The 25218-nt window shown below is 68.1% G+C and carries 22 protein-coding genes; 8 read left to right on the forward strand and 14 right to left on the reverse strand.

Annotated features, from left to right (window positions below; translation table 11 throughout):
* Positions 1 to 78: 78 nt before the first annotated feature.
* The 4 genes from IPI67_36995 to IPI67_37010 form a co-directional block, all read right to left on the reverse strand.
* Positions 79 to 1980 carry an IgGFc-binding protein gene (locus tag IPI67_36995; GenBank protein MBK7585772.1) on the reverse strand — a complete coding sequence of 634 codons (1902 nt, stop codon included), beginning with the start codon at positions 1978 to 1980 and terminating at the stop codon, positions 79 to 81.
* A gap of 66 nt (positions 1981 to 2046) precedes the next feature.
* Positions 2047 to 2763: a hypothetical protein gene (locus tag IPI67_37000; protein MBK7585773.1), complete on the reverse strand. Its 717-nt coding sequence runs from the start codon at positions 2761 to 2763 to the stop codon at positions 2047 to 2049.
* Entirely contained in the window at positions 2760 to 3323 is a 564-nt protein-coding gene (locus tag IPI67_37005) for a sigma-70 family RNA polymerase sigma factor (GenBank protein ID MBK7585774.1), read from the reverse strand. The genes IPI67_37000 and IPI67_37005 overlap by 4 nt, the downstream gene beginning before the upstream one ends.
* A 35-nt stretch (positions 3324 to 3358) precedes the next feature.
* Entirely contained in the window at positions 3359 to 4384 is a 1026-nt protein-coding gene (locus IPI67_37010) for a hypothetical protein (GenBank protein ID MBK7585775.1), read from the reverse strand.
* Between the two features lie 423 nt (positions 4385 to 4807).
* Between IPI67_37010 and IPI67_37015 the strand changes: the two genes are divergently transcribed.
* Entirely contained in the window at positions 4808 to 5266 is a 459-nt protein-coding gene (locus tag IPI67_37015; GenBank protein MBK7585776.1) for a hypothetical protein, read from the forward strand.
* A gap of 1 nt (position 5267) precedes the next feature.
* The gene (locus IPI67_37020; protein ID MBK7585777.1) at positions 5268 to 9281 is read left to right on the forward strand and encodes an AAA family ATPase; all 4014 of its coding nucleotides are present in this window, start codon (positions 5268 to 5270) and stop codon (positions 9279 to 9281) included.
* A 521-nt stretch (positions 9282 to 9802) separates the two neighbouring features.
* Here IPI67_37020 and IPI67_37025 read toward each other — a convergent pair.
* Entirely contained in the window at positions 9803 to 10615 is an 813-nt protein-coding gene (locus IPI67_37025; protein MBK7585778.1) for a hypothetical protein, read from the reverse strand.
* 269 nt (positions 10616 to 10884) lie between these two features.
* Here IPI67_37025 and IPI67_37030 point away from each other — a divergent pair, with 269 nt between their 5' ends.
* Both IPI67_37030 and IPI67_37035 read left to right on the forward strand, forming a co-directional pair.
* The gene (locus IPI67_37030; protein MBK7585779.1) at positions 10885 to 11034 is read left to right on the forward strand and encodes a hypothetical protein; all 150 of its coding nucleotides are present in this window, start codon (positions 10885 to 10887) and stop codon (positions 11032 to 11034) included.
* Entirely contained in the window at positions 11031 to 11528 is a 498-nt protein-coding gene (locus IPI67_37035) for a hypothetical protein (protein MBK7585780.1), read from the forward strand. The genes IPI67_37030 and IPI67_37035 overlap by 4 nt, the downstream gene beginning before the upstream one ends.
* A 189-nt stretch (positions 11529 to 11717) precedes the next feature.
* Here the strand turns inward: IPI67_37035 and IPI67_37040 are convergent, their stop codons facing one another.
* Both IPI67_37040 and IPI67_37045 read right to left on the reverse strand, forming a co-directional pair.
* Complete coding sequence (locus tag IPI67_37040; GenBank protein MBK7585781.1) at positions 11718 to 12686, reverse strand: dienelactone hydrolase family protein; 969 nt, start codon at positions 12684 to 12686, stop codon at positions 11718 to 11720.
* 221 nt (positions 12687 to 12907) lie between these two features.
* On the reverse strand, positions 12908 to 14257 hold the full coding sequence (locus tag IPI67_37045) for a hypothetical protein (GenBank protein MBK7585782.1): 1350 nt from the start codon (positions 14255 to 14257) through the stop codon (positions 12908 to 12910).
* A gap of 100 nt (positions 14258 to 14357) precedes the next feature.
* Here IPI67_37045 and IPI67_37050 point away from each other — a divergent pair, with 100 nt between their 5' ends.
* Positions 14358 to 14801, forward strand: coding sequence for a FixH family protein (locus tag IPI67_37050; protein MBK7585783.1), 444 nt, complete (start codon positions 14358 to 14360; stop codon positions 14799 to 14801).
* Here IPI67_37050 and IPI67_37055 read toward each other — a convergent pair whose 3' ends face one another.
* From IPI67_37055 to IPI67_37080, 6 genes are all read right to left on the reverse strand, one after another.
* Entirely contained in the window at positions 14802 to 16271 is a 1470-nt protein-coding gene (locus IPI67_37055) for a hypothetical protein (protein MBK7585784.1), read from the reverse strand.
* Positions 16272 to 16417: 146 nt separating this feature from the next.
* Positions 16418 to 17260: a hypothetical protein gene (locus tag IPI67_37060; GenBank protein ID MBK7585785.1), complete on the reverse strand. Its 843-nt coding sequence runs from the start codon at positions 17258 to 17260 to the stop codon at positions 16418 to 16420.
* 135 nt (positions 17261 to 17395) lie between these two features.
* Positions 17396 to 17725 (reverse strand): hypothetical protein, encoded by a 330-nt coding sequence (locus IPI67_37065; GenBank protein MBK7585786.1) that lies wholly within the window; start codon positions 17723 to 17725, stop codon positions 17396 to 17398.
* A gap of 43 nt (positions 17726 to 17768) precedes the next feature.
* Complete coding sequence (locus IPI67_37070; protein ID MBK7585787.1) at positions 17769 to 18053, reverse strand: hypothetical protein; 285 nt, start codon at positions 18051 to 18053, stop codon at positions 17769 to 17771.
* Positions 18054 to 18106: 53 nt separating this feature from the next.
* Entirely contained in the window at positions 18107 to 18733 is a 627-nt protein-coding gene (locus IPI67_37075) for a class I SAM-dependent methyltransferase (GenBank protein ID MBK7585788.1), read from the reverse strand.
* Positions 18734 to 18857: 124 nt separating this feature from the next.
* Complete coding sequence (locus IPI67_37080) at positions 18858 to 19580, reverse strand: acetoacetate decarboxylase family protein (GenBank protein ID MBK7585789.1); 723 nt, start codon at positions 19578 to 19580, stop codon at positions 18858 to 18860.
* A gap of 105 nt (positions 19581 to 19685) precedes the next feature.
* Between IPI67_37080 and IPI67_37085 the strand changes: the two genes are divergently transcribed.
* Positions 19686 to 21080 carry an acyl-CoA/acyl-ACP dehydrogenase gene (locus tag IPI67_37085; GenBank protein MBK7585790.1) on the forward strand — a complete coding sequence of 465 codons (1395 nt, stop codon included), beginning with the start codon at positions 19686 to 19688 and terminating at the stop codon, positions 21078 to 21080.
* 25 nt (positions 21081 to 21105) lie between these two features.
* Here the strand turns inward: IPI67_37085 and IPI67_37090 are convergent, their stop codons facing one another.
* On the reverse strand, positions 21106 to 22635 hold the full coding sequence (locus tag IPI67_37090) for a VWA domain-containing protein (protein ID MBK7585791.1): 1530 nt from the start codon (positions 22633 to 22635) through the stop codon (positions 21106 to 21108).
* Between the two features lie 137 nt (positions 22636 to 22772).
* Between IPI67_37090 and IPI67_37095 the strand changes: the two genes are divergently transcribed.
* Both IPI67_37095 and IPI67_37100 read left to right on the forward strand, forming a co-directional pair.
* On the forward strand, positions 22773 to 23276 hold the full coding sequence (locus IPI67_37095; protein MBK7585792.1) for a hypothetical protein: 504 nt from the start codon (positions 22773 to 22775) through the stop codon (positions 23274 to 23276).
* Between the two features lie 84 nt (positions 23277 to 23360).
* Complete coding sequence (locus IPI67_37100) at positions 23361 to 25103, forward strand: hypothetical protein (GenBank protein MBK7585793.1); 1743 nt, start codon at positions 23361 to 23363, stop codon at positions 25101 to 25103.
* The last annotated feature ends 115 nt before the right edge of the window (positions 25104 to 25218 follow it).

Below are 25218 nucleotides of genomic sequence, written 5' to 3' on the forward strand. Positions count from 1 at the left end.
GACCCCCTAAGTCCGTGCGCTTTTGCGCAGCGAACGGAGTGCTCTCGCAAGACTGCCCAGGTCGACTCTCGCAACCCTTCACTTCAGAATCGGCGGTTCGTAGATCTTCTTCGTGCCGGCGCCGCCGGGGAAGGAGTAGGTGTCGGCGCTGGCGTAGCCGTAGGCCATGATCTGGAAGGGTTGGTTGCCGGTGAGGCGGTGGACGCCGCCTTGAAGGGCGCAGCGGCGGGACTCGTACTGTTTGCCGTCGAGGGTGCCGGCGGGGTAGCTCTTGCACCCGGTGACCGGGCCGCCGTCGAGGGTGACCTGGGTGCCGACCTCTGCGCCGATTACCACCCAGCTCTCCTTCCAGCCTGCCATGGACAAGAACACGTACTCGGTGCGCGCTTGCTCGATGGCAGGGAAGATCGTGAACGATGGGTCGCCCTTCGGCTGCGGCTCGACGTAGCCCTCGCCGATCAGGAACTGCGCGACCACGATGGGCTCGCTGGCGGAGACCACGACGTCCTTCTGCGTCCAGGTGTCCTTCACCTCGCCGGGCTGCAGCGTGAAGGTGTCGAAGGGCGCGGGCAGGCTGGTCGTGACGACCGCGGGGGCCGCCGCGCCGACGAAGCGCAGCACGTCCGGCTCCTCCCAGTTCGTGAACTCGGCGTTCGAGCGGATCGGGCTGCGGGTGACCAGGAACTTCTTGCCGAACGACTCGACCGGCGCCAGCTGCTCCTCGAGGTGCTGGTAGCAGCAGCCGTTCGAGTTCTCATTCCAGCTCGGCGGATTCGGCGCGCCCTCGGGCAAGCCGACGCCAGACTCCTCCGTGCCGCTGAAGACCACCACGGGTTTGTTCGAATCGACGATGGTGCCGGTCATGTCCGCGCAGTAGGGCGGAGTCTGCATGGCGAGACACTCTTGCAGCGTCGAGTCGTCGCTCTCCAGGTTCAGCACGTCGAACGGTCCGAGGGTCATCTCGAGGGTGCTGCCAGCAGCGGTGGCAGGCACGAGCCCGTTGCCCTTGATGCGCCAGCTGGGTTTGACCTTGACCAGGGTGTTGGTCTGCGTGCCGACGATCGTGACGTAGGCACGCTGCACGAAGGCGCCGGGTGAAGGGAACGAGTGCGACGCGGCCCAGCCCGTCACGCGGTACTTGGTGCCCACGGATGTGGTCGGCAGGAGCAACGACGCGTCGGTCGAGAAACCGTGGCTCAGGTTGTTGAACTGGTAGACGACGATCGGCACCGTGCTCGTGATGCGGAACGCCCGGGAGCTGATGCACGAGCCGGGCGAGGCCCAATCGCCGGGCTTCTGCGCGCAATCGATCTCGCGCGTCGGCATCTCGTACTCGGCCAGGGCGCCGGGTTGAATGGTGAAGGTCTTGATGGTGGTAGCGATGGGCGGCGCACCGAGGGGCTCGTCGTTCAGCTCGATCACCACGCTGGCGGGGGCGATGCCCGCGTTCGCCAGCGCGACGCCCCAGGGACCCGCGGCCGGGTCGCTCACGCCGTCGGAGAGATCGAGATCGACCGCGTAGAACTCGCAGCCGACGTTGGAGGACTCGGCCTCGGCGATGGCGCAGCCGTTCTCGCAGGCGCCGTTGTGGCAGAGCTCGCCGGCCGCGGCGTCGCAGGTCTTGATCTGCTCGCCGGCGACCCCGTCACCGCTGCACTTGTGCACCGCGTTGCCGACGCAGATGGTTCCGGTGCCGGAGCAGCCCGTGCAGCCCTGGCCCGGCGTGCAGGCGTGGGGGCAGAGCTCGGTCGTCGTCTGGCCGTTCTCGCAGGACAGGTAGCTCGAGCCGATGCAGACGCCGCACATGCCTCCCGTGCCGCCGGCGTCGAGGTTCACGCTGCCGCCCGCGCCGCCGGCTCCACCCGTGCTCGAGGTCCCGACGGCGCCGTTGGCCGAGCAGGCGCCCACGCCCAGCGCGCTCGCCACGAAGCTGAGCGTGAGGGCGACGAGCGGGAGCTTGATGTGAACGAATCGGGTCATGGGCTTTCCTCTCGAGCAGGGAACGGGCCTACATGTCGCTCCGCGAGATCTCCTTCACCAAAATCGTCATGGGGCCTTCGGCACCGCGGCGCGCACCTGATCCGCGAACGGGCTCTTGGGGAACTGAGCGAGAAAACGCGTGGCGCGTGACGCGGCTTCACCGGGGCGACCGGCGCGGGAGAGCGCAGAGATCGCGACCGCCTCGCGCTCTTGATAGAGCATGCCCTTGGCAAAACGCCGGTGGCCTTCGTCGGCTTTTTGCGCGGCGAGAGCGGGGTTCGTGGCAGCGAGAGCGCGGACTTCCGCCAGCTGCCGGACCTCTTCGGCGAGCGTTGGGCGTTCCGGCGGGGCGCTTGCTGATGGGGCAGGGGCGCCGGCTTTGGTCTTCGCGGATGCAACGACGGGCGGGGCCTCGATGGGGTCGACGATGGGCTCGGGTGCGGGCTCGATGATCGGCGCGGGCAGCGTGTTTGCGGAGGCTGCGCTCGCGACCATCGGCAGCGCGGCTGGTGGTGCGACCGGTGACGGGGATGTCGGTGAAGACAGGAACGCCGCGCCCGCGATGAGCCCCGCGCCGCCCCCACCGATGAGCCAGAGTTTGTGGCGCGCGAACCAGGACGGATCTGCGCTCGGTGCCGGGCCCGTCGTGATGGCGTCCTGCAAGCGATCGAGGCCGCCGCCTACGTCGAAGGGGACGTTGGTCGCGCCGAGCTGACCGAGAGCCTGCTTGAGCTCGGGTTCGAGCTCCGGATCGTCGACCATCCGGGTGGGAGGCTGGCTCATGGTGCGGGGCTCGCGATCTGGCGTTGATTCTTCTTGTCGCTGCTGAGGCGTCGATACTCGGTCAAGAACTCCGCCCGGGCCCGGTGCAAGCGCGAATAGATGGTGCCAATGGGCACGCCGAACGTCACGGCCAGAGCGTCACAACCCTCCCCCTCGAGCTCGAACAAGACGAACAGTGCGCGCTGTTCGAGGGAGAGTGTATCGAGCGCGCGCTGGGTGTTCGCGAGAGCTTCGGTGTTGATGGTGTTCGCGAGGGGATCTGCGGTCGAGCCGGGAGCGCGTTCGACGACGGCTTCGTCCGAGATCGGCGCGCGGCGGAGCGAGCGTCGGTGCGCCATGCCGACCCGCATCGCGATTTCCGCGAGCCAGGTGGTGGGTTTGGCCGCGCCCGGGCGAAAGCCACCCTTCTTGTGCACCACCAAGAACGTCTCCTGCACGATGTCTTCCACGTCCTGTCCTCTGAATCCGAGCTGCGTCACGTAGCGGGCGGCCCACTCGGCGTGGCGGCGGAAGAGCGCCTCCGCGTCGATTGACGCGGGATCCTCGGAAGAAACGCCCATCCTGCCCCCTACCATGTCGCCTCGCACACAATCCTTCACTGAAATCGTACCGAGAGCCCGAGGCTGACCCCCAGACCCGCGGGTGGCGCTTCGCTCGTCGAAAGCACTTCGCCGCGGGGGTTCCGCTCTTCGAGCACTGGGCGGACGAAGGGGATGTAGCCCTGGACCGCAGCGGAGAGGGCGACGGGCTCCGCGAGCGGGGCGCTGGCGCCGAGCTCGGCGACCAGCGCCGCCCAGGGCAACGCGGTGCGACGATCTTGCTCGAATCCGTCGCCCGAGGCGGACCAGCGGCCTGCGCTCGGTCCGAAGCAACCGCGCAGTCGCGCTTGCGCTTCGGGTTGTTCCAGGCAGAGCGAGAGCTGGCCCGCGACCATCGCAACCTCGGAGCGACCCGAGCCGACGTCGACGTTCTGCGCCGCGGTGCCGAAGCCCGATAGGCGCAGGGAGAGCTCCTCGGTGACAGGTACCAGCGCGGCCACGGACGCGCCCCACGCCGGCGCTGGCATTACCCCGAACAGCAGCAGGCCGTGGAGCTCGGCGTCCAGCGTGGCGCGCTCCTCTGGTTTGGGCGGCGGGCTCGGCAGGACGCTGGGTCGTGTTGATCGATTGGGTGTGGCTCGCGGAGCGGGAGCCAGCGCTGGTTTGGGCGGCGGTTCCGCGGGCGGAAGTGGCTCCAGAATGGCCTGCATCACCGTGGCGTCGATGGAGAGTGCGATCGCAAGCGCCACCGCGGCGCGCAGATCGTTGCACGGGACGTCGTTCGTGTGGAAGCGCCTTTCCGCCGCCAACTTGTCGTTGCGACTGACGACGAAGCGTAGTCCGTCGTCGCCGACGGGCTCGACCACGATGGCGATGCGTCGATCGATCGCCGGGCGCGTCAGCCAGAGCTGGACGTTCTGGACCAGCTCGGTCTGCGTCATACAACGGTTGTCCGCGACGCGGATGGCCTCGGTGAGGGGCCAGGTCTCGGGTTCGTCGGCGCGCGCGCGGGACGGGATGGTCAGCCAGAACATGGCGAGGGCGGCCCCGACCCATCTTCGAAAACCCGACCCGCGCCCCATGCGCGGCAGCTTACTCGTCCGCCTGGCGTGTCGGAACTCGCGGGGCGTCTGGGGGGCTGCGGAAGCGGCGCGTGAAACCACGGGTCGGAGGATTCGCCCCCCGGCGTCGGATTCGAGACGGGCCGCCGAGCGCGTAGCGGCTGACGCAATGCCACGCCAACAGCCTCGTCCTCGAGCGAGCTGGCGATGCGCTCGGGCGCAGCGACGTCGCCATCGCCGATGGGCCAATCGCAGCAACCGTGATCAATCTCGATGGCAGCGGGCTCCTCCGCGCCGCCTCACGCTGAGCCGCGTCTGCGATCGGGTCCGAATCAGCAAAGGCTTCGTACTGCGCCCGCCCGGACGGCTTGAACCTGGATCTCGGTCTGGGAGTAGCCACCACGCGTTGACTGGGGCATGGTCCAGGAGGACCTTCACCGAGACATGACCGACACGAACTGGTACTGGGCAGAGGCCGACGGCACCCCGCGCGCGGCCAGCGTGGCGGCGCTGCGAGCTTCGCTGTCGCTGTCGGCGTTGCCGCCCTTCGTGCTGGTGTGGCACACCGGCCTCGGCGATTGGTTGCCGGCATATCTCGTGAGCGAGCTCGCGAAGTCGGTCGGCATGGATGCGGTCGAGCAAGGTGAGCTCGATCCCTCGCTGACCGAACCGCCCTCCGCGCCCGTCGAGTGGTACGTCGAGTGTTTCGGCGGCGCGCTGCCCGCATCGCTCGCCGATACCGGAGTGAGCCAGTCCGCGACGCGCGACGTGAACACCGGCCAGCGCTTCGATCCGCAGCAGATGAAGACGGTGCTCGGCGCCAGCAAACCGCTGCCGATCGGCGCGTTCCGCAGCGTGGACGACTACCTGCGGCACATTCGCGACCTGCGTGACAAAAGCTGAGATGGCAGACGAGTCCGTGGCCCTCAGGGAGCGCCTCGCCCGCGCGACGCCCGATCGTCCCGCAGCGCTGGCTGGTTACGACGTCACTGGCGTGCTCGGCCGCGGCGGTATGGGCGCGGTGTATCGTGCGCTGGATCGCGCTCGCGGCGTACCCGTCGCGCTGAAGACGGTGCTCGCAGCCGACGCAACCGCCGGCGTGCAGCTCAAGCGCGAGTTCCGCGTGGTCGCAGGGCTCTCGCACCCCAACTTGGCGCAGGTCTACGAGCTCGCCTGGGCAGACGGCATCTGGTTCTTCGTCATGGAATTGGTCGATGGCATCGATCTCACGACCTGGGCACGCGGACCACGCAGGAAGCGCGACGCTCCCGAGCTGCCGCTCCTCAGCGCGGCGATCACGGTGCGCGATGGCCCGTCCGACGGCTCGCCGAGGCGCGCGCCGCAGGGCCGCTTCGACATTCTGAACGCGCCGACGCGCAGCCCCGAAACGGCGGACACGGTCGTGGACGGGTCGGCGACCAGCCCATCGGCACGGACGCTGCTTGGAAGGAGTGGGCAAACCGTGGCTCCGCCATTGCGCAGCCCGGCCGAGCTGCGCAGCGCGCTGCTCCAGCTGGTGGCTGGCGTTCGGGCCTTGCACGACGTTGGACTTCGTCATGGCGATCTCAAGCCTGCCAACGTGCTCGTGCGCCCCGACGGCCGCGTCGTCGTCGTCGACTTTGGTCTCACCCAACCGGTTGGCGAAAGCGGCATCCACGGTGGGACGCCGCTCTACATGGCGCCCGAGCTGCTGACGAACAAAGGCGCCGAGGGCGGGCCGTCGTCCGACTGGTACGCGCTGGGTATCATGCTGTACGAGCTGTTGACCGGGGTCGTTCCCACTCGAGACAGCGGGAGCATCTTCGAGCTGCTCTGCATTCGGTCGTCCGGTCCACCAACGTCTGTACAAGAACTAGTGGCAGAGGCGCCTGATGACCTCAGCGCCGCGTGCGCGGTGCTGCTGTCGCCAGTCCCAGTTGAACGCCCCGACGCCGATGCGCTCGCCAAACTCTTTAGTGGGGGTTTCCCCGCGCCCAACCGCGACGCGCGCCGGACCTTCCGGACGCCGTTCATCGGGCGCCGTGTGGAGCTCGACCAGCTCGAGCAGGCGCTGGCGCGAGCGCGAGCCGGCTGCTCGACGCTGGCTCACGCCTCCGGGCCCTCCGGCATCGGGAAGTCGGCCCTGGTGCGCCAGTTCCTGCGCGCCACCGAAGATCTCGACCTGGCGCTCGTGCTGCGCGGGTGTTGCTACGAGCGCGAGAATGTTCCTTACAAGGCGTTCGACGGGATCGTCGACTCGCTCGCGGGCTGGCTCGACGGCCTCGACGAGGACAGCGTCTCTCCCCTCCTCCCGACCTGGGCCGGCGAACTAACGGATGCTTTTCCAGTCCTCGCGAGCGTGCCGCCCTTCGCCGCCGCCCACGCTGCCCTGGGGCCCCGCCCGGAAGCACAGGAGCATCGCCGACGAACGTGGAGCGCCCTGGCGGAGCTGATCGACAACGTGAGTCGCCGCCGCCCGCTCGTGCTCTTCATCGACGACCTGCAGTGGACCGACGCGGATAGCACGACCGTGCTCCAAACCCTGGCCAGGGGTTCGTCGGAGCGCTCGCTGCTCCTGCTCGCGTCCTTCCGCGAACAGGAAGCCTCATCGTGTCCCGACTTGGCCGGCTACTTCTCGGACTGCCGAGGCTTGCGCGAGGCGGGCGCGCTCGTGGAAGTGCCAATCGGCGCGCTGCCGCTCGACGACGCGGAAGTCCTCGCACGCGAGACGTTGCGCGGCCTGGGGGCCTCGGACGGGGAGAAGCTCGCCGAACGCATCGCGCGTGAATCCGGGCAAATGCCTTTTTTCATCGAATTTCTGGCGCGCTATCTCACCGAGGCCAGCACGGGCGGTAGTGCATCGAGCATCACGCTGGACGACGTGTCATTGGCCGATGCTTTGCTCACACGGCTCGACGCGCTCCCGACCACCCAGCGTGCGCTCGTGGAGCTGGTTGCGGTTTCCGACCGTCCCGTCCCCCAAGCCATCGTGTTCGAAGCCGCACGGCTCGACGCGGGCGCGTTACCAGAGCTCTTGGCCGTATGTTCCGCGTCCTTGCTGCAGTGGGCGGGGGCCGGCCCGGAAGACCTCGTCTCGAGCTACCACGATCGGATCCGCGAAGCCGTCCTGGCGGCGATCGACCCGGCGTCCGTGCAACGCCGGCACTTGGAACTGGGTCGGTCGTTCGCGACACGCTGTGCTGACGTCGGCACCGACGCGCAAGACGGCAGCGACTCTCCCTGGCTGTTCGACGCTGCGCGCCACCTCGACGCAGCCGAAGGGCTGATCGACGAGCCTGGGGAGCGGCAGAGGGCCAGCCGGATCCTGCTCGCGGCAGGCCAGAGGGCGCAACGCGCCGCGGCGTTTCCGCTGGCGCTCCGCTGCTTCGAAGCCGTCCGCCGATTCTTGCCCACGAATGCTTGGAACTCTGCCTACGAGATCGCCCTTACGACCGCCGTGGCCTCCGCGGAGTGCGCCTGGCTTTCAGGTGACTTCGAGCGCGCACGAGCCCGCTTGGACGAGGTCTATGTCAGTGCACGGTCCACGCTCGATCGCGTCCGAGCCTGGCATGTCGACATCGCGGCACGCATTGCCCAACAGGATCTGCTCGGCGCGATTGCGGTCGGCCGCGGCGGCCTCGCCGAGCTGGACGTCACGCTCCCGGTCGCGCCAAGCGACGACGACGTCGGCGCAGCGGTCCAGCGCGCGATGGGTGCGCTGGGCGACGAGGGTGCGGGACGCCTCGAGTCCCTGCCTGCGGTCGAAGACCCGTTGGTGCAGGCAGCGATGATGCTGCTCGTCGATCTGTCCTCGTCGGCGTACTACGCGCTCCCGGCGCTCCTACCCATCCTCGCGTGCGAGCTCATCGTGTCTTCGGTTCAAAAGGGGCCGTCGGCGGCCACGCCCTTCGGTCTCGCGGTGTTCGGCATCGTGCAGAACGCGATCGGCATGCAGGCCCAAGCCCACGAGACCGGCCGGCTCGCCCATCGGATGATCGAACGCTGGCCGGATCGTCGGTTGGAGGTCCGCACCCGACTCGTGGTGCACAACAACGTCTGCAGCTGGACGGTTCCACTCGAAAGCACACTCGACGACCTGCTCGCCACGTATCAGCTCGGCCGGGCAACCGGCGACTTCGAATTCGCGGCCATCGCGGCGCAGTGCTGGGCGACGAACGCGTTCGTGGCCGGGCGGCCTCTGGACGAGGTCGAGCGCACGGCCGGCGAGCTCGCGACTTTCATGCGAGCCCACCAGCAAAATAACGCGCTTCTCCTGCACCGCCCGCTCGAGCGCTTGGTCGGCTGCATGCGAGGAACGACGGCGACGCCGGACTCACTGTCTGGCGACGGGTTCGACGAGGAGCAGACCCTCGCCGCCGCGGAGGCCGCCGGCAGTGCGAGCGTGTCGTTCGTCACGCTCAGCGACATGCTAGTGGCTCGCTACCACTTCGGGTCTCCCGAGGCGGCCTGGGTCGTGGCAACGCGGGCGCTGCCTTTCATGGGTGGAGCTGCTTCGACCCATCACCTCTCGACCTACCATCTGTACGCACCCCTCGCGGCGTCGCGCTGCCTCTCTCGGGCCGATGCGGAGCTCGAAGCACGGCTCTGGGCGCGCATCGACGCCAGCATCAGCCAGCTCGAAGCCTGGAATGCGGCGGGCGCAGCCAACTTCGCGCATCGTTTGCTCCTGGTCCGAGCCGAACGGGCGCAGGCTCGTCACGAGGCCGCTGCAGCGCGAAGCTTCTACGACCAGGCGCTCGAGGCTGTGCGTCGCACGGCCTACGTGAACGACGAGGGGCTCGTCGCCGAGCTTGCGGGCCGCTTTCATCTAGCCACCGACGTCGACCACGGGCGCCAACTCCTGGCGCAAGCGAAGGACGGCTACGCCCGCTGGGGTGCCCACGCGAAGGTCGCTGCCCTGCAATCCCTGCTCGCTTGACGCCGGGCGCCGCGGGGACGTGTCGCGGCGGCGGTCGCGCCGCGCTCCATGCCGGCTTGGGTCGCGAGGAGACCTCGGGTACACCGTGCCGCGGCGGGTCCGCGGGCGTGACGGGCGGTGGAACCGGCGGCGCGAGCGGTGGGGGTTCGGGAGGAACCGGCGGCGCGTCGGGGAGCTCCGGTGCAGCGGGGAGCGCCGCGGGAGCCGTCACCACCGACAACAAGTTGCTGGTGACCTCGGGCGTTTTCGGCGGTGGAACGACGACCAACCTGATCTATCTGGGCTTCAAGGCAAAGTCCGGAGAACGCTGTCGTATGGACAAGGTCGAGGGCTGCTGGGTCGTCGACTGCGGTGAAAGACGTCGGTGCTCTACCCGACCAGGTGTCTGCTGGCAGCATCTCACTGGCTTCAGCGGGGGTGACGCTGCTCTCTATCGACCCCAGCGCCGGGCTGTACCCGGGTGGGAGCGTCGCCGGTGTCTTGCCCGGTGGCTACAGCGTCCATCTGCATTGGCCCCGGGCTCAGGAGTATTCGAGGTAGTAGGCGTACCGGGTCTGGTAGCTGCTGAGCAAGATCAGGGTGAGCGCGACCGTCTGGCCATAGTTCACGTCACCGGGTTTCGCCCGGGCGACGACCAGCGTTGCCACGCCGTCCTTGGTCAGGCGGTACCGCAGCTTCAGCTCGGGCCTCTCTTGCAGGCGCTCCCAGTCGTTTCTCAGCGTTCGACCGTCGGATTCTTCGAGCCTCGCGCTCAGCTTGGGTGGCTTGCTGCTGAAGTCGAGCGAGCCGACCTCTTTGCCCTCTCGGCGTACCCGGAGTCTTCGCAGGTTCTCGGGTGGGAGGCGATCGACCAGTTCCGGGACTTCGCGCACCGTGAACTCGGGCTCCAGCGCCTCGGTCACCGCGTGCCGATACAGCTTGTCGTCGGACTTGATGATGCGCGTGCCGTACGGCCCGCGTCCGGTACCGGTGGGCGAAGGGAGGTGCATGTTCAGGCCGATCCCCTCGGGCCCGCTAATCTCGGTGAGCTTGTCCCTCAGCGCAGCCGAGTCCGCGTTTTCAGTCTCGAGGGCCAGCTTCGGCGGCTTGCCGGCGCGCAACTCGATCACGCCGAGCTCGACGCCGCCCTTGGTGACGACCAGCCAGGTGTCGAGCGAGCCTTTTGCTGGAACCGGTGCCGCTGCCGTGCCGCTTGGGTCGGCTGAGGGTTGCGCTGGAGCGCTGGGCACACTGGGCTCGGCAGGCGGCGAGGGGGTGGGCGTGGGCTTCTCGGTGCAGGCGCCGAGCGCCAGCCCGACCACCAGGGAAAATGCCGCGAACTTTCGGGCTTTCACTGCGATCACGTTACTACAACGGAGCAAGGGCAATAATCTTAGCGCCCCCTCCAAAGAATCGACAGCTCTGCTCGGGGTCGCCATGCTCAGACAAATTCAGGCTTCAGCTCCATGAGATGCGCTGGAGGGGCCCTCCCCGTGGTGGGAAGAGGTGCGGGCCTGAGCGGGGATGGCGCGCCATTCGGACTCGTCCGGCAGTGGAGACGTTCCTCTGGACATTCATCTGCGCCGAAGATCTCGCCCCGAAATTTCGGCTACCTTTCCGCCTGATGCGAGGGCCGCTCGGCTTCTTCCTCGTGCAAGTCCTGAACATGATGATCAAGAACGTGATCCCCGAGCACTGCGCCATTACGGACGAAGGCATGGAGAGTGGGAGCAATGGGAGCCGGCGCTGCATCACGGGATGTCACCTGAAGTGAATCACTCGAGCTCACTCCGGTGGTCGCCTCTGGTCGCAGCCTGGTTCCTCTCCAGCTGCGGGGGTCCACCGCGCTTCGCCGAGCACGGAGCGTTCTCCGCGAGCGGCAGCTGCGGCGCTGCTCTGGGCCACGACGAGCCCGCCTGCGGCGGCGACGGCGATTCGCGCTTCGCTGGCCGCCAGGTGCTCGTGACCTTCGAGGACGGACGCGTCGTGCACGTCGACATCGAGGAAGAATCGTCGGTCCTCGGCGGCTCGGGCAAAGCCGAGCATCCGGTGGACGAGCTGGATATCTGGGCCGGACGCTGGCAAAGGATCGACGTGCCCGTGCGCTGGCAGAGCGAGCGTTACCCGGAAGAGATCACCGGCGGCGGCGTGCTTCAGCACTACGGTCCGATCAGCACGGTCCGCGTGGAGGTGCTCGTGCAGGGCGAGCACGCGAAGCTCCGACTCGACGGCGGGGCTCCGGTGGACGCCGAGTGCGCCTGGGACTGATAGCGCCGCTCAGGGCTGCTGCCCGTCGTCATTGGTCCAGTCGTCGCCAAGATCAGCATCGCCGGTGCTCCTAAAGCCCCGGGCGCGCGGACTCCGATCCGTCGTCACTGGGTGTGGTTCGGCGCTCGGGCCAGCCTCGGCTGCGGAACCTCGTGCACGCGTCCGCGCCGGGATTCGCGCGCCGCCCGCTCACAGGTGCTTCTGCAGCAGAGCGAGCAGGCGGCCGTGGGCGCGCTCGGCCTGCTGCGCGTCGTAGACGGGTGAGTCGATGGCACACCAGCCGTGCTGCGCCGGGTAGACCTCGATCTCGGCAGTGAGCTTCGCGGCGTCCGCAGCCTTCTTCAACGTGGTCTTCGCATCCGGCTCCCGCTCGTCGTCGTTCTGCGCGATGCAGATCAGTGCCGCCGCCTTCATCTTGGGCAGGAGCTTGTGTGGACTGCTGGGCTCCTTGGTGACCAACCCGCCACCGTGAAATGACCCGATGGCCCCCACGCGGTTCGGCGCGGCGGCGGCCGTGCGGAAGGTGAACGGGCCGCCCATGCAGTAGCCGGTAGTGGCCAGCTTGCGAGAGGTGTCTACCTCGGGTTGCTCGTCGAGCCACTTCGCGTAAGCAGCGCCATCCTTGGCGATGGCCTCCGGGGTCAGCGCTTCGCGCATCGGCGCAATCTTGGCCTTGCCCTCTTCCGTGCGCCATTCGGCGAAGTTCTTCAGGATCGGCAGCTTCGACGACCGGTAGTAGTGATTGACGACCAAGACGGCGTAGCCGTCGCTGGCCAGCCGCGTTGCCATCTTCTCGAACGCCGGTCGCAGGCCGGCGACGTCCGGCCATACGATCACCCCCGGATGCTTCCCTTCCTTGGGTGCGACGAGGAAGCCTTCCGCAGTCCCTTCTGGAGTGGGGACGTTCACCTTCCGCTGCGTGAGCTTGGGATCGGTCGCTGCTTCCGGTTCGGGCTTCGGCTTGGTCACGGGTGGCTCGGGGGTCGGTGCCGGTTGCGGGTGAGGAGGTGCGGCCGAAGCTGGCGGCGCCACCGCAGCCGGGCCGTCACACCCGGTGATCAAGGCCGCCGCGACAGCCCCGGCGCCGGCGCTGAACTCGCGTCGCCCAATCTTCTCCAGGTGGCGCTTGTTCTCCTCTTCGGTCGTGTCGTCGCACATCAGCGGTGGCTCCCTTTGGTCCGTGCTCTCGCGCCATCGAAACAACAAACTCGGAGGCGGCACGAGAAAAAAATGTTCTCGCCGTCCGAGCACGGGCGCTTTCGGGCCCCTCGCGCCTTGGGCTGCGTCTCCGCCAAGTGCGTGAATCCCCAGCGCGTAGGTCGCGGCCAGGCTGTGGGTGAGGAGCGGTGCCAGCCATGTCCGCAGGCAGCGCCGGGGCTTCAGCGAAGTAGGTGACGCCGCCGTCGGAGCGCAAACGCAGCCGCGAGCCCCGCCGAGAGCAGCCCGAAGAGAGTGTGAGTATCCGAAGCCTCGCTGATGCGACAGCCGCACCCGCCGCCGTCGTCGCTGGCATTTCCGCCGTTGGGGCCGGCGTCCGCCGGGGAACACGCACCGATGTCGTTGCACACGTGCCCCGACCAGGGCGCGGCGCAGAGGTCGCCGGTTCTGCTGCCCGCGGCACATTGGAGTGGCGTCACCTGCCCGAGCTCCATCACGGGGGTGAATGAGAGGCCCTGGTCGACGGACAGCCCGAGCTCGAAGCCGTCACTGAACTGGCTCGTGCAGGCGTACAGGTCATTGCCGATGAACGACAGGCACGAGATGTGGTTCGGATGCAGCTGCTGAAAATCCGCACTTCCGGTGGGCGCCGCGTAGAGCCCCAGATCCGCCGGCTCGATCTTGAAAGAACCCTGTGGATCGCCGAAGCCGACCATCACCTTCGAAGCGTCCGGCGTGAAGGTGAACCCGAACAGGATGGCCTTCTTCCTCAAGACCTCCTTGAAGGTCTGCCCGCCGTCGAGGCTGACCATCAGCCAGCTCTCCGACACTTCTTGGGTGGAGGCCGTCGAGCGCTCGAAGCGGACGTAGACCGTGTCGGGGACCTTGGGATCTGCCGCGGCGATGAACGCCGATGACCCCGCGGGTGCGTCGATGTCGGAGCGCGTCCAGGTCTTGCCAGCATCCTTCGAGGCCAGGACTCCGTTCACCAACGCGCCTCCGCCGGCCGCAAAGGTGCCCGAAATGTACAGGCGCTTGGGATCCGCCGGCGTCATCGCCAGGCTGAGCAGGAGGCCGTCCGATCCGTAGGGTGCGCCTACCAGGGCGAAGCTGTCTCCACCGTCGTTGGATCCCCAGAGCTCGCTCTCGAACCCTCCGTCGCCGGCGCCGCGGGAGATCAGCGCCCAGACGTGGTTCGGGTTGCTCGGATCGATGGCCAGGCCGTTGGTGGTCCGCGACAGCTCAGTGGACACGGGCTCCCATCCACAGCCGTCCGTTGTCCTGTGCAGCCCATCGAACATGGCGCCGAGCAGCGTGCCGTTGCCCGTCACACCAAAGACGGGTTCCTCGGCAGTGGTGTAGCCGGGAGCCTCGTAGCAGATCCACTGCCACGCGGTCCCGCGGTCCTCGCTCAACAAGATGCCGTAGGTCGTCCTGAGCCAGAGACGCTGCGCGTTCGTTGGATCAGCCATGAGCTGGCGGCCCTCGGGGAACGCGCCGTGCGCCTCGGCTCGGGCGCAGGTCAGGAACGACCCGAGGGCTACTGCCAGGATAAAGAGAGGTTGCCGCATGGCGAGCGGCAGTCTACCGCCGAGCGTACACGCTGCAATGAATGCAAAATGCGCGCGTTCGGTTGATGGACGCCGCGACGGGGTTCATGCTCTTCGCCTGATGAATCGGTGGATTTCTGCCAGCTTGATCGCCGGCACTCTACTCGTTGCGTGCGGGAGCTCCGACGACGCGGGCAAGCCCGACAGCCAGTGCGACACTTACTCGGAGGGTCTCACCAAGAAGAGCGACGCCGGGCTGGTCTCCGTGGTGCTCGAGTCATCGACCCCCGCGCCACCCGCTCGTGCCAACAACGACTGGATGGTGCGCGTCCTCGACGCGACGGGTGCTCCGATTTCCGATGCCGAGGTGACCGTCACGCCGTACATGCCGAAACACGGGCACGGCACGAGTGTCAAAGCGGTCGTGACACGGATGGGCGACGGGCTGTACGAGCTCGACCCGGTGAACTTCGTCATGGCCGGCGTCTGGGAGGTCACCATCGACGTGAAGCTCGCGGACGGTCAGACGGACAAGGCGCTGTTCACCCTCTGCATCGCCGACTGATCAGCGGCTGGCGGTCGGCGCGCTGGACACACACTTGGAGTTGATGCCTTCGACCTGCTTCACGTAGCCGAGGGCTGGGTCCTTGGTGAGCTCCGGCGTCCACTCGAGCGCGAGCTCACTCGTGCCGCGGGCCGGGAGCAGTGCGTGGCGCGGCATGGCGTCGCGTATTGCCGCATCGAGATGCCCGCTCTCTACGAGATCGTCGAGCACCTCGCGTCCGATGGGCTCGACCCACAGTTTCAGAGTGACCCGGTCCGGAGCGCCAGGGATCGTCTTGGTCTCGTCCAGCGGATAACGACGCGGCAAGTGGGTCGCCAGGTAGTCTGGGTGGGTGACCTCGAAGGTGACGGCGCCCGGAATGGTTCGGCTCTCGTATTTGGCGATGTCCCAGAACATGTGGGCTTCCTTGCCGTCGCTGCCGAGAGCAACGTCGCGGATCAGCCACAGATCGGGATCAGCGAAGGTGGCCGCGGCCTGCGCCTTCGGCACGTTGCCACTCTCGTAGAGCAGCGCGCCCGCGCTCGAGGCCGCGAGCTCGGCCCACATGCGCCGGTCCTGCGCCGCGCCGCTGGGAAAGTGGTGGCCCGCAGCCACGTTCTCGAGGGTCACCTGCAGCGTGAAGGCCCCCGGCAGCTGGCGCACGCAGATCTCGAAGCGCAAGGTCTGGTCGAGCTCCTGCTCCACCAGGGCCTTTTGCGCCTCCGCCTCCGGGAACGGCGTCAATGCGAGATCGACGCCCGGCGTCGAGTGATCATGAACGCGCCGGGGCCTGGTGCCGGGGAAATCGGCGGCCAGACCATCGCTGCCGGGCATGTGGCAGGACGTACACGCGAGCCCGCCATCCTGGGGTGCTCCATGAAACACGGTTCCCAGCCACTCGGCGTAGGTGCGCTCGAGCGCGACCACCGCCGGAGCGGGAGGGGAGGGCGTCACGATGTCGTGGCACGAGCCACAAAACGCGGCGCTCTCTTCCGGGTAGCGCCGGTCGTGCAGCTTCGAGTGCTTCGATGCGTGGGCGGGGTTCTCGACCGGATCCTCGATGCCGCCGTGCATCGTCGTAGAGCCGGCGAGCACGATGGGCGCGTTGTGAGTGCCCTCGACGCCCGTCGCATCGTGGCAGAAATAGCAGGTGATCCCGCGCATCGGCGCCGGCAGCTGAGCCAGGTTCAAGCCATCGGTGGTCAGGCCCTCTCGGACCGCCATGGGGGCGTGACACTGCACGCAGAAACTCCCCAGCGCGCCCTGAGTCTCCTCCTGCCCGCGGCGATTCATCGCCAGGAACACGGGGTCTTCAGCGGCGTAGGCGTGCATGCTGCCCGACCACTCGCGGTAGTGCTCGCTGTGACAAGTCTCGCAGGTCCCGGGGTCGAGGAGCTCGTCCCGCGTGAACGTCTTCTGCTGGCCAACGCTGTCTTCGTTGCCGCAGCTGAAGAAGACGAAGCAGAGACCGAGGAGCGCCGATTGTTTCATCCGAGCCGTACGAGTTCTCGCGATCAGCGGATAGCACGAAGTCGGCACCGTTGCATTTCGAGCGTGCGAGCGGCCGCGCCCGCAGCCCGATCGGCGCCGATCTCTCCGCGCTTCGGGTGCGAATCGAACGCGTGGTTCTCGGTCGTTCAATGGAACACGCGACGAATGCTCAGCGTCGTCGAGAGCCCGGCGTACTCGATGTTCTTCTCGACTCCGCTCCAGAATGGATCTGCGAGCACGGCCAGGGTCGAATCCCAGGTCGGCCAGTGCCACATCCACGAGAGCCACGCGCCGGCACGCACACGGCGCTCGTCCGCGTCTGTTGCCTGAACGCCGTCGGTTCGCGCGCTGCCGGTGAAGCGTGCGTCGAGCAGCGCGCCGGCCGACCACTGCATGCTGAGCGAGCGCATGTAGCCGAGCTGCACGCTGGTTTCGTCGCCCAGATCCACGCGGCGCGTGCTGATTCCGATCTTCACGTCGCGGGGCAGACGCAGCGTGTGTTGGGCTCGGAGGTAGACGGAATCGAGCGGCGTGACCTGGAAGGTCAGCTTGACGCCCAGCGATGGTTTTAGGCTGCCGTCGCTGGTCACGTCGGCCTGAGTCGGTTCGGTGGAGTCCTCCGGCGGGCGCCCCGTCGGAACTGCGAGACCGGCGATGAGGTCGATGGACGGGAACAGGCCGCCGGGCGCGAAGATGCCGGACCCCGCCCCCAGGGCCGTCCAGCGCAGCGCGAGGCTGGCGTCCCCGACACCCAGCGCCGTAGCCGAACCGATCGAACGAATGCGACGATGTCCGAGCCTCAGAGGCAGCGCGGCGCCGAGCTGAACGCTCTTCGGGACGAGGCGGACCGCAGCTCCAAGGGTCAGCGTCGCGTCGTCGACGGACACCCCGTCGAGGGCGCGGTAGCGCCCGCTCGAGTCGGCGCTCCCGTAGGCGTGTTCGTACCCGAGCTGAGACGCGATGACGCCGTCGTCGCAGCTGGCCGCCACGACGAGCTCACTCGGCGCGCCGGAGCTGCAGCAAGCCTGGGCGCGGGCTCGAGACGCGCCGAGCGAAACGAGCGCGAACAGCGTCAGGGCTCGAATGCGAGGCAGAGCACACCTTCTCGCGCTCCCAGCGGAGCTTCAGTCCGCGTCGGCGGCGTCGGAGCTGGCGTCCGCGCCCATCCCGCCCGCGCTTCCGCCTGTCCCGCCGTCCGGCGTGGCGGCCTCGCACAGAGCGATGCACTGCGCCCCGTTCGCAGTGCACTGGGCGGCGCTCCACACCTCGTGGGCGTTCTCGTGGCAGTCGTGCACCGGTCCCGCGGTGCCGTCGTCGATGAGGTGACACGCCTCGATGATGGGCACACACTCGTCCGGTGTCTGATGCGAGTGCGCGGCGGCTTCATCCGAGCTGCAGGCCCAGAGGGCAAGGACGCTACTAAGACTCACGCACGCGAGCTGCCATGCCTTCATAAGGGCGTTATTGTCAGATCTTCGGCCACGTCGCAACTCCGGCTCACTCGTCTTCCGGGGCATCCGGCGCTTCGCCCGCGGCGCGCTCCGGGATGGGTCCGTGCTCCGCGTTCGCTTGTTTGGATGTCTTGGGCTCGGACTCGGGCACCGAGATCTCCACGACGATCTGGTCCTCGGGACTGAGCTCCGCCACCTCGCCGCCCGTCACGGCCGAGCCGGACAGATCCGGCAGCTCTTCTCCGGAGAAGTCCGGGAGCTCACCCAGATCGAACTGGCTCGAGCGCGGTTTCTCCGGGGCGGGCCGATCCTTTTCGTCCGGTGACGGCACGGTCGGAGTCTAGCTCATTCGCCGGGAACCTGCGTCGTCGGGGTGCGCGCGACCTACTCCCGTCGCGTCGACGGCTGAGCCGGCCTGGCGCGCCGACGCGCCAGGCATGCCCACGCGGCCGGCAGCGGGGCGCGCTCGATGCGGAACTCCGTGGCGCGCAGCTCTTCGAGCGCGAGGCTGGGTTCGATGGCGGCCAGGACCTCGGCGGCGGACCGCCGGGGCGGACCTTCCTCGCGGGCCGGACCTTCGGTGCTGCCGAGCAAACTGAGCCAAGCTCCGCCCGGGGCAAGCAGCTCGGCGACGCGTGCGGCGAAGCGTGCACGCTCTTCGGCGCCGTCGAAGATGTGAAAACAACCACGGTCGAACACCAGATCGAACGGACCGCCGGGCACCTCCTCGGTCAGGAAGTCCAGGCAGTGAAACTCGACGGAGCCCGCGTTCGGGGGCTCAGCTTGTTTCGCTCGTTCGATCGCCAGCGGCGCGAGATCCAGGGCAACGACTGCAAAGCCGCGCTCCGCGAGCCAGCGTGCATCGCTGCCGGTGCCACAGCCAATCTCGAGGGCTCGCCCCGGCACGACCCGTCCGCGCTCGACGAGCTCGGTCAGGTGCGGGTCCGGCATGCCGATGTCCCAGGGTGTGCAGTTGCTCCGATAACGTTCTTCCCACAGCGCTCGACTCATGCCCGACCCGTTGTGCACCGATGGCGCGGTGTCAACGCTGGTGGGCCTGGTCGGGTGGTTGTGGCGGGAAAGGCTGTCACCCCACGCGCGGATGTCGGCGCCGACGCTCGGCCACAGTGAAGCGCTAGCGGGCTGGGATCCGGTAACGTGTGCTCGCGCGGTCGAGCTCCAGACGGTACTCGTCGAACCAGCGCACCTCGAGCGGAGTCGGCCGGATGCGGGAGGGGGGAGGCAGGCCAGCGAGGCGCGGGTGGCCGGAGAGCTCGAGCGACCCGCGAGCACCTCGGGTCTTTCGGCAACCGACCGCGTCGACGTCGATCTCGGTGAAGTGGATCTCGTCGTCCAGGCGAGAGTACGTGCGTACCGGAAAGCGCATGGGACGCGAGGGGCCGGGTCGCTCGACCTCGAAACCAAACACCAGCTGCCCCGCCTCCGAGACGCGACAGCGCATGTGCGAAGGACCGGCATCGACCTGGATGTCCCCCACGAACTTCGGGTAACCCCAGATGGTTCGCCCGGCGACGTCCGCCGCCGACGTCGTCACGGGCAGGAGCTGCACCCAGTGTCCGACGTCACCGAGCCAGCGTTCGGCCATCAGCGGTAGCAGCGGTACTCGAAGGTGACGCCCCCATCGACAGGGGATCGAGAGGGCCGCCTCGAGGTACGGGCCGATGCTGGTGTCCACGTACTCGAAGGCTGCGGCCACCAGCACGGAGGTCCCGGGCCGGACCTCGATCACGTCGAGGCGCGCATCCGGCAGAAGCTTCGCGAGCTCGCGGGTCGGAGCTGGAAACCCCGCGATCCAAGCGCGGGCCTTGCGGTAGACGATGGGCAGTGCGGTCGACATGTCGCGAGCATCGGAGTCCGCGACGCGGGGGACGTCAATGCGAGCCGCATCGCGACATGCGGGATGTCATTGGCCCTGGCGGGACGACGTCGGCACGCTGTCCACATGCTGGCGCGTGAAGCGGTGGTCGAGCTCGATCTCCTCCGGAACCCTGGCCCGTGGATCGAACCGCCACGGGCGAGCCACGCCCGTGCCCGGGCTCGGGTGTTCGCCGAGCGCGCGCTGAAGCCGCGGGCGCGCCGCATCGACAGCGAGGCTCAGCACTCGCATCCGCTCGGGAGCGCGGATTGGGCCTTCCTGCGCGAGGCCGCCGCCGCAGGTTGGCTCACCGGCATGGCGCCGCGCGCGTTGGGCGGTGACGGCGCGCGCTCGACCGAGGTGGCCGTGGCCATGGAGGAGCTCTGCGCAGTCTGCGGGGGACTCGGTCTGCTGGTCGGTGCCAACTCCCTCGGCTTGTCCGCGCTACTCTTCAGCATGGACCTCGGGCTCTGGGCCCGTGTGGTGCGCCCGGCTGCCTGTGAGCGACGCAGTCCCCCGGAGCGACCGACGCTGTTTGCCTGGGCCATCACCGAACCGTCGAGCGGGTCCGACGTCGAACATGCGCTCGGGCTCGAGCGTGTCGTCTCACCCACGTGGGCGGCTCGGGTGCCCGGTGGGTATGAGCTCCATGGTCGCAAGGCGTTCACCTCGAATGGTTCGATCGCGCGTTACATCGTCGTTCACGCAGCCCTCGATCGGTCGCACCCGCGCGAGAGCTGGACCGCGTTCCTGGTCGACACGAGGCGCGACGGATTCAGCGCAGCTCGCGATGAGATGAAGCTCGGGCAGCGGGCGTCGCCGGCGACCGAGACCGCGTTCGATGGGGTGTTCGTGCCGGAGCTCGATCGGGTGGGGCCCGAAGGCCTCGGATTCGAGCTGACCGAGCTGATCCTCGCCGGATCGCGCGGCCCGGTCGGCGCCATTGCGACGGGTATTGCGCGCGGTGCGCTGGAGGCGTCGCTACGGGTGGTCGCCCGCCTGCCGGAAGGGCACCCGTGCTCTGCGGCACAGCCATGGGTGAAGGACACCGTCGCCGAAATGGCGCTACGCCTCCACGCGGCGCGACTCACCTACCTCGACGCCACGCTGTCGTTCGACTCGCAGGTAGCGCCCGCGGGTCGTCTGCAAGCGGCGTTCGCCTCCGCCGCGCCTGGCGCTGCTCGGTTGATTCCGGAGACTCGGCTCAAGCGCGGCTGCGAGGTGGGGTTCTCTCGCTTCCTGAAGCGCCTGACGGACAGTGGAGCCCTGCGTCAGCAGCTCGCGCGCGCGTCGTCCGCCAAGGTCTTCTGCGCGGACGCGGCGATGTGGGTATGCGAGCGCGCCTGTGATCTCGTGCCCCCGAGCGACCCGGAGCGCTGGGCAGTGGACAAGGCGTTTCGAGACGCGAAGCTCGCGCAGATCTACGAGGGCACGAACCAGATCAATCGGCTGCTCGTCGGGGAACAGCTGCTCGGTGACTAGCGACGATGCTCGTTGGCACCGACCCCTATTTCCGAAACGGATTCGACGCGCTCACGGACTCCTTGGCCGCCGCCTTCTCTCCAGCGGACAGGCTGCCCTCTTCGGCACAGAGCGGATCGCTTGGTGCGCAGCGGGCGCCGGGAGCTGGGCGGGCCTTGGGGCCCGCAGAGCACGTCATCGCGCACGAGAGGTCACCCGGCGCACAGGCACAGTGGCCGCCGCGAGCTTCACGCAGGCGCTTGCGTGTGTCCTCCAGCGCCGCCGCCTGTGCGTGCAGGTCGCGCCCGTCGCCGCCAGCACGGGCACCGGCGCGGACGCGGTCGAGCTCGTCGCCGAGTCGTCGGTCGGCGGCGGCGAAGTCGGCTGGCGTCCCCGACTTGAACAGCTTCCCGGCTTCGAACAGCGTCGCGCCGGTGTGACTCCTCGCCAAGCGCGTCGCCACAACGGGGTCGAGAAGAGAGAGCTCCGTGCCCGAGTCGCTCGTGCGGACTCGCAGCCTGCCGGACGCACGGAGCGAGCGCTCGCCAAGGCGATAGCTCGAGGAAAACTCCGCGACCGTGAGCTCTCGGGGACCCCCCTCGGGCAAGCGAACCTTCACCAACAAAGTCTTCTCTTCCGCGGCACCGAAGCTGCCAAGTCGAACGGTGAGGTGCCGACCGTTCTGCTCGACCTCGCGGTCGAACACCTGCACGAGCTCGGCGCCATCGGCGAGGTCCAGCTCGAGTGTAGCGTTCGTCGTCGCCGTCTTCGTCAGCCCGGAGATTTCGCGTTCGAACGCCTTCGCTAGCTCCGCTCTGTCGCGAGCGAAGTGGTGCTCGCCGTTGGAAAACCGCGCCAAGGTCGAGAGCAGCGCTTCGTTGTAGTCCAGGTCGATACCAATGGAGCTGACGCTGATCCCCTGCTCGCGTGCCCGGCCCGCGATGCGCTGAAACCCCGCCAAGCTCCGCTCGCCCGCCGTAGCTTCTCCATCGCTGAGCAAGAGCACGTGGAGCACGTGACCTTCGCTCGAGGCCAGGTCCGCCAACGCCGACTCCAGCCCGCACGAGATGCAGGTATTTCCCGATGCGGCGCCGGAATCAAGGCGTGACAGCGCCCGCTTCCGAGACTCCGGGTTCAGCGTCGTCGCGGGCAGCAGCGTGCTCACGCGGGTGTCATAGGCCAGCAGCGTCAAGCGGTCCCCATCGCGCATGCGGGACACCAGCCCGCGGGCGGCCGAGAGTGCGTTGGCGAGGCGGCGACCCCGCATCGAACCCGAGCGGTCGATGAGCGTGACCACGTGCACGGGCTGCGCCGTCGCTGTCGCTGCGGGAGCCCGCAGCTTGAACAGCAGATACGTCTCGGCTCGGCCAGCGCTCGTCAATACCGCATGCCCGATCCGAGCCTCGAGCTCGAGGGGCCCTGGTATCGTGACGACAACTGCTGCCTCGGCCGAGGGTGTCCTTGTCTCGCGCTCGCCCCCGGGCGCCTGCGTCAATGGCGCGGTTCTCCAGACCACCGCTCCACTCGACGAGACCATGCCCAGAATGGACAACCCAAGCAGTGTGCCCACGCGCATGGCGCATTGGATGCGCTGACCGGGCGAAAGCTTGGCTCTGGAAACCCGTCTGAAATCCTTCCCAAAGTGCCCAACCGGTCCCGCCACCGAGCACGACCCTTGGCTCGAGCCGCGCTCGGTGCGATCAAGGGTGTGTCATGGACCACGAGCCTGCAGCCGCGAGTCGGCGCGCGCTCCGAAGCACGCTGGTCAAACCCGGCTACAGCATCGGAACCCTGGGCAACCTGGTGGTCGCGGTCAGCCGTGAGCCGCCGACGGTGGAGTCCACGCTGGATGTCAGCGTTCAGCTCGACGCTCTGTGGCCGAAGTACCCCAAGGGTGTGTCCCTCGTGTTCGCGCCCCGTGCCCCACGACCCGCCTTGTCCGCCAAGGCCACCAGGACGCTGCTGGCCGAATGGAGGCGCCTCGAGCCACACCTGGCTTGTGCCGTCATCGTGTTCGGCGCATCGACTCTGGGCGGGGCCATCCAGCGCAGCCTGACCACCGCCGTCCTGCGCATGCACAGCGGAAGGGTCCCGATCAAAGCGAGCTCGAGCCCATTCGACGCCGCGGCCTTCATCACCCGCCACGACGCGGAGCACCCCGCCGCTCATCTCCTGGGGCTGTCCCTTCAGTCCTTCATTCAGGAACACGAACGCTGAGCTTCGTCTGCTCGGAGGTGCGCGCAGCCATCCCGCACGCTCGGGAACGACCGCGCTACTTGGGGTCGAGGCTGAGCTGCCGCGGTGCGCCATGCCGGAAAGGTGTTGCTACGGCGGCGGCCCACGTTCACCTTTGGACGCATGAAACCTCGGGCGGCACAGGGACTCGCTGGGATCATCTGTGTTGCGATGTTCGGCTGCGGTGATGCCGCCGGCGGCGACGCATCGAACGCGGGTGGGGCAGGAGCGGGCGGAGCGGCGGGTGCAGGTGCAGGTGGCGTCGCTGGCGCGGGTGCGACCGCGGGAGCCGGCGGTGGCGCGGGTGCGGGCGCGAGCGCCGGTGCGGGAGGCATCGCTGGCGCGGGGGGTGTCGCGGGCTCCGGTGCGACAGCAGGCACGGGCGCGACCGCGGGCTCGGGCGGGACCGCGGGCTCCGGCGGCAGCGGCGGGGGTGCGACCGGCCCGCTTCGCGCCTTCCCAGGTGCAGAAGGTTTTGGCGCCAACACCAAGGGCGGTCGCGGCGGCGACGTCTACCATGTGACCACCCTCGCCGACAGCGGGCCAGGCTCGTTGCGCACCGGGATCCAGTCGGCGACCGGGCCGCGCACGATCGTGTTCGAGGTCGGCGGTGAGATCAAGCTCAAGTCGCGACTCATCATCGACAAGAACAACCTGACGATCGCGGGACAGACCGCGCCGGGTGACGGGATCACGATTCGCGATCGCAGCGTCGATATCGCCAAGGCCAAGGACATCGTGATCCGATTCTTGCGCATGCGCCGCGGTGACAGCGACATCCTCGCCAGCGGCAAACCGACGGGCTCCATTGGTCTGGACACCGTGTCCATCGACGACTCCGCCAATGTCATCTTGGATCACGTGTCGCTGTCGTGGAGCTGCGACGAGCTATTCGGCGTGGTTCAGAACCAGAACGTCACTATCCAGTGGGCGCTCATGGCCGAGCCGCTGGGAGATCCCAAGCTACACCCCTACGGGGACGAGCACGCCTACGGACTCAACCTGAGCGCAAACACGCTGAGTCTGCACCACTCGCTGCTGGCGAACTATGTCATGCGCGGCCCCCAGTTCGAGGCCAACGATGCCACGAACAACCAGGGTTATCAGGTGCAAATGGAGGCGGTGAACAACGTCTTCTTCGACTACGAGCGCTCGGGGTCGCGTTACACGGCCGGCATCGAGACCAACCCGAGTGCGGCCAGCAACATCAACTTCTCCTTCCACTTCCGGAAGAACCTGTACCTGTACGACCCGACCGGCTCGCCGCGCGCCGAGATCCACACAGAGCTGAAACACGGGGTGGCCAGCAAGGTGAAGGTGCACGTCGCGGGCAACATCGGGCCGCATCGGCCGAGCGACTCCGGTAGCGAGTGGTCGCTGGTCTGGACGGACAACACGAACCCGAGCACGGTCATCACGAGCGCAGCCAGCAACGTGAAGGCGCAGATGTCGAATACTGCCCTGTTCACGCCACCGGTCCCGGTGACGGAGCAATCACCCCAGGCGGCGTACGACGCCATCCTCCAGCAGGTGGGAGCGTGGAAGAAACGAGACGCCGTGGATCAGCGCATCGTCCAGAATGTGGTCAACCGCAAGTGGAGCAACTACCTGCACTCCCAGGCAGAGGTGGGGGGCTTTCCGAAGTTGCAGTCGGGCACACCGGTGGCCGACGTGGACCGGGACGGCATGGCGGACGCGTGGGAGCTGGCAGCCGGCCTCGACCCGACCAACGCCGCCGACCGTAACGGCGACCTGGATGGAGACGGTTACACCAACCTCGAAGAGTACCTGGCTGACCTGGCCAAGTAGCCGCCGCGCTCTTGCTTCTCGGGCCACGCCCACCCCGCTCGCCTCGAATCGCCGGAGCACGTCCGGACGGAATTCGGACGGCCTCGGAATCGAAGGACAGCGAGCAGAGCGCTGG

The sequence above is a fragment of the Myxococcales bacterium genome (assembly GCA_016706225.1).
GTDB lineage: Bacteria > Myxococcota_A > Polyangia > Polyangiales > Polyangiaceae > JADJKB01.

Excerpts from the sequence above, each read along its gene's own strand:
- IPI67_36995 (MBK7585772.1), bottom strand. The coding sequence starts at position 1,980 with ATGACCCGATTCGTTCACATCAAGCTCCCGCTCGTCGCCCTCACGCTC.
- IPI67_37000 (MBK7585773.1), bottom strand. The coding sequence starts at position 2,763 with ATGAGCCAGCCTCCCACCCGGATGGTCGACGATCCGGAGCTCGAACCC.
- IPI67_37005 (MBK7585774.1), bottom strand. The coding sequence starts at position 3,323 with ATGGGCGTTTCTTCCGAGGATCCCGCGTCAATCGACGCGGAGGCGCTC.
- IPI67_37010 (MBK7585775.1), bottom strand. The coding sequence starts at position 4,384 with ATGGGGCGCGGGTCGGGTTTTCGAAGATGGGTCGGGGCCGCCCTCGCC.
- IPI67_37015 (MBK7585776.1), top strand. The coding sequence starts at position 4,808 with ATGACCGACACGAACTGGTACTGGGCAGAGGCCGACGGCACCCCGCGC.
- IPI67_37020 (MBK7585777.1), top strand. The coding sequence starts at position 5,268 with ATGGCAGACGAGTCCGTGGCCCTCAGGGAGCGCCTCGCCCGCGCGACG.
- IPI67_37030 (MBK7585779.1), top strand. The coding sequence starts at position 10,885 with ATGCGAGGGCCGCTCGGCTTCTTCCTCGTGCAAGTCCTGAACATGATG.
- IPI67_37040 (MBK7585781.1), bottom strand. The coding sequence starts at position 12,686 with ATGTGCGACGACACGACCGAAGAGGAGAACAAGCGCCACCTGGAGAAG.
- IPI67_37045 (MBK7585782.1), bottom strand. The coding sequence starts at position 14,257 with ATGCGGCAACCTCTCTTTATCCTGGCAGTAGCCCTCGGGTCGTTCCTG.
- IPI67_37050 (MBK7585783.1), top strand. The coding sequence starts at position 14,358 with ATGAATCGGTGGATTTCTGCCAGCTTGATCGCCGGCACTCTACTCGTT.
- IPI67_37055 (MBK7585784.1), bottom strand. The coding sequence starts at position 16,271 with ATGAAACAATCGGCGCTCCTCGGTCTCTGCTTCGTCTTCTTCAGCTGC.
- IPI67_37065 (MBK7585786.1), bottom strand. The coding sequence starts at position 17,725 with ATGAAGGCATGGCAGCTCGCGTGCGTGAGTCTTAGTAGCGTCCTTGCC.
- IPI67_37075 (MBK7585788.1), bottom strand. The coding sequence starts at position 18,733 with ATGAGTCGAGCGCTGTGGGAAGAACGTTATCGGAGCAACTGCACACCC.
- IPI67_37080 (MBK7585789.1), bottom strand. The coding sequence starts at position 19,580 with ATGTCGACCGCACTGCCCATCGTCTACCGCAAGGCCCGCGCTTGGATC.
- IPI67_37085 (MBK7585790.1), top strand. The coding sequence starts at position 19,686 with ATGCTGGCGCGTGAAGCGGTGGTCGAGCTCGATCTCCTCCGGAACCCT.
- IPI67_37090 (MBK7585791.1), bottom strand. The coding sequence starts at position 22,635 with ATGCGCGTGGGCACACTGCTTGGGTTGTCCATTCTGGGCATGGTCTCG.
- IPI67_37095 (MBK7585792.1), top strand. The coding sequence starts at position 22,773 with ATGGACCACGAGCCTGCAGCCGCGAGTCGGCGCGCGCTCCGAAGCACG.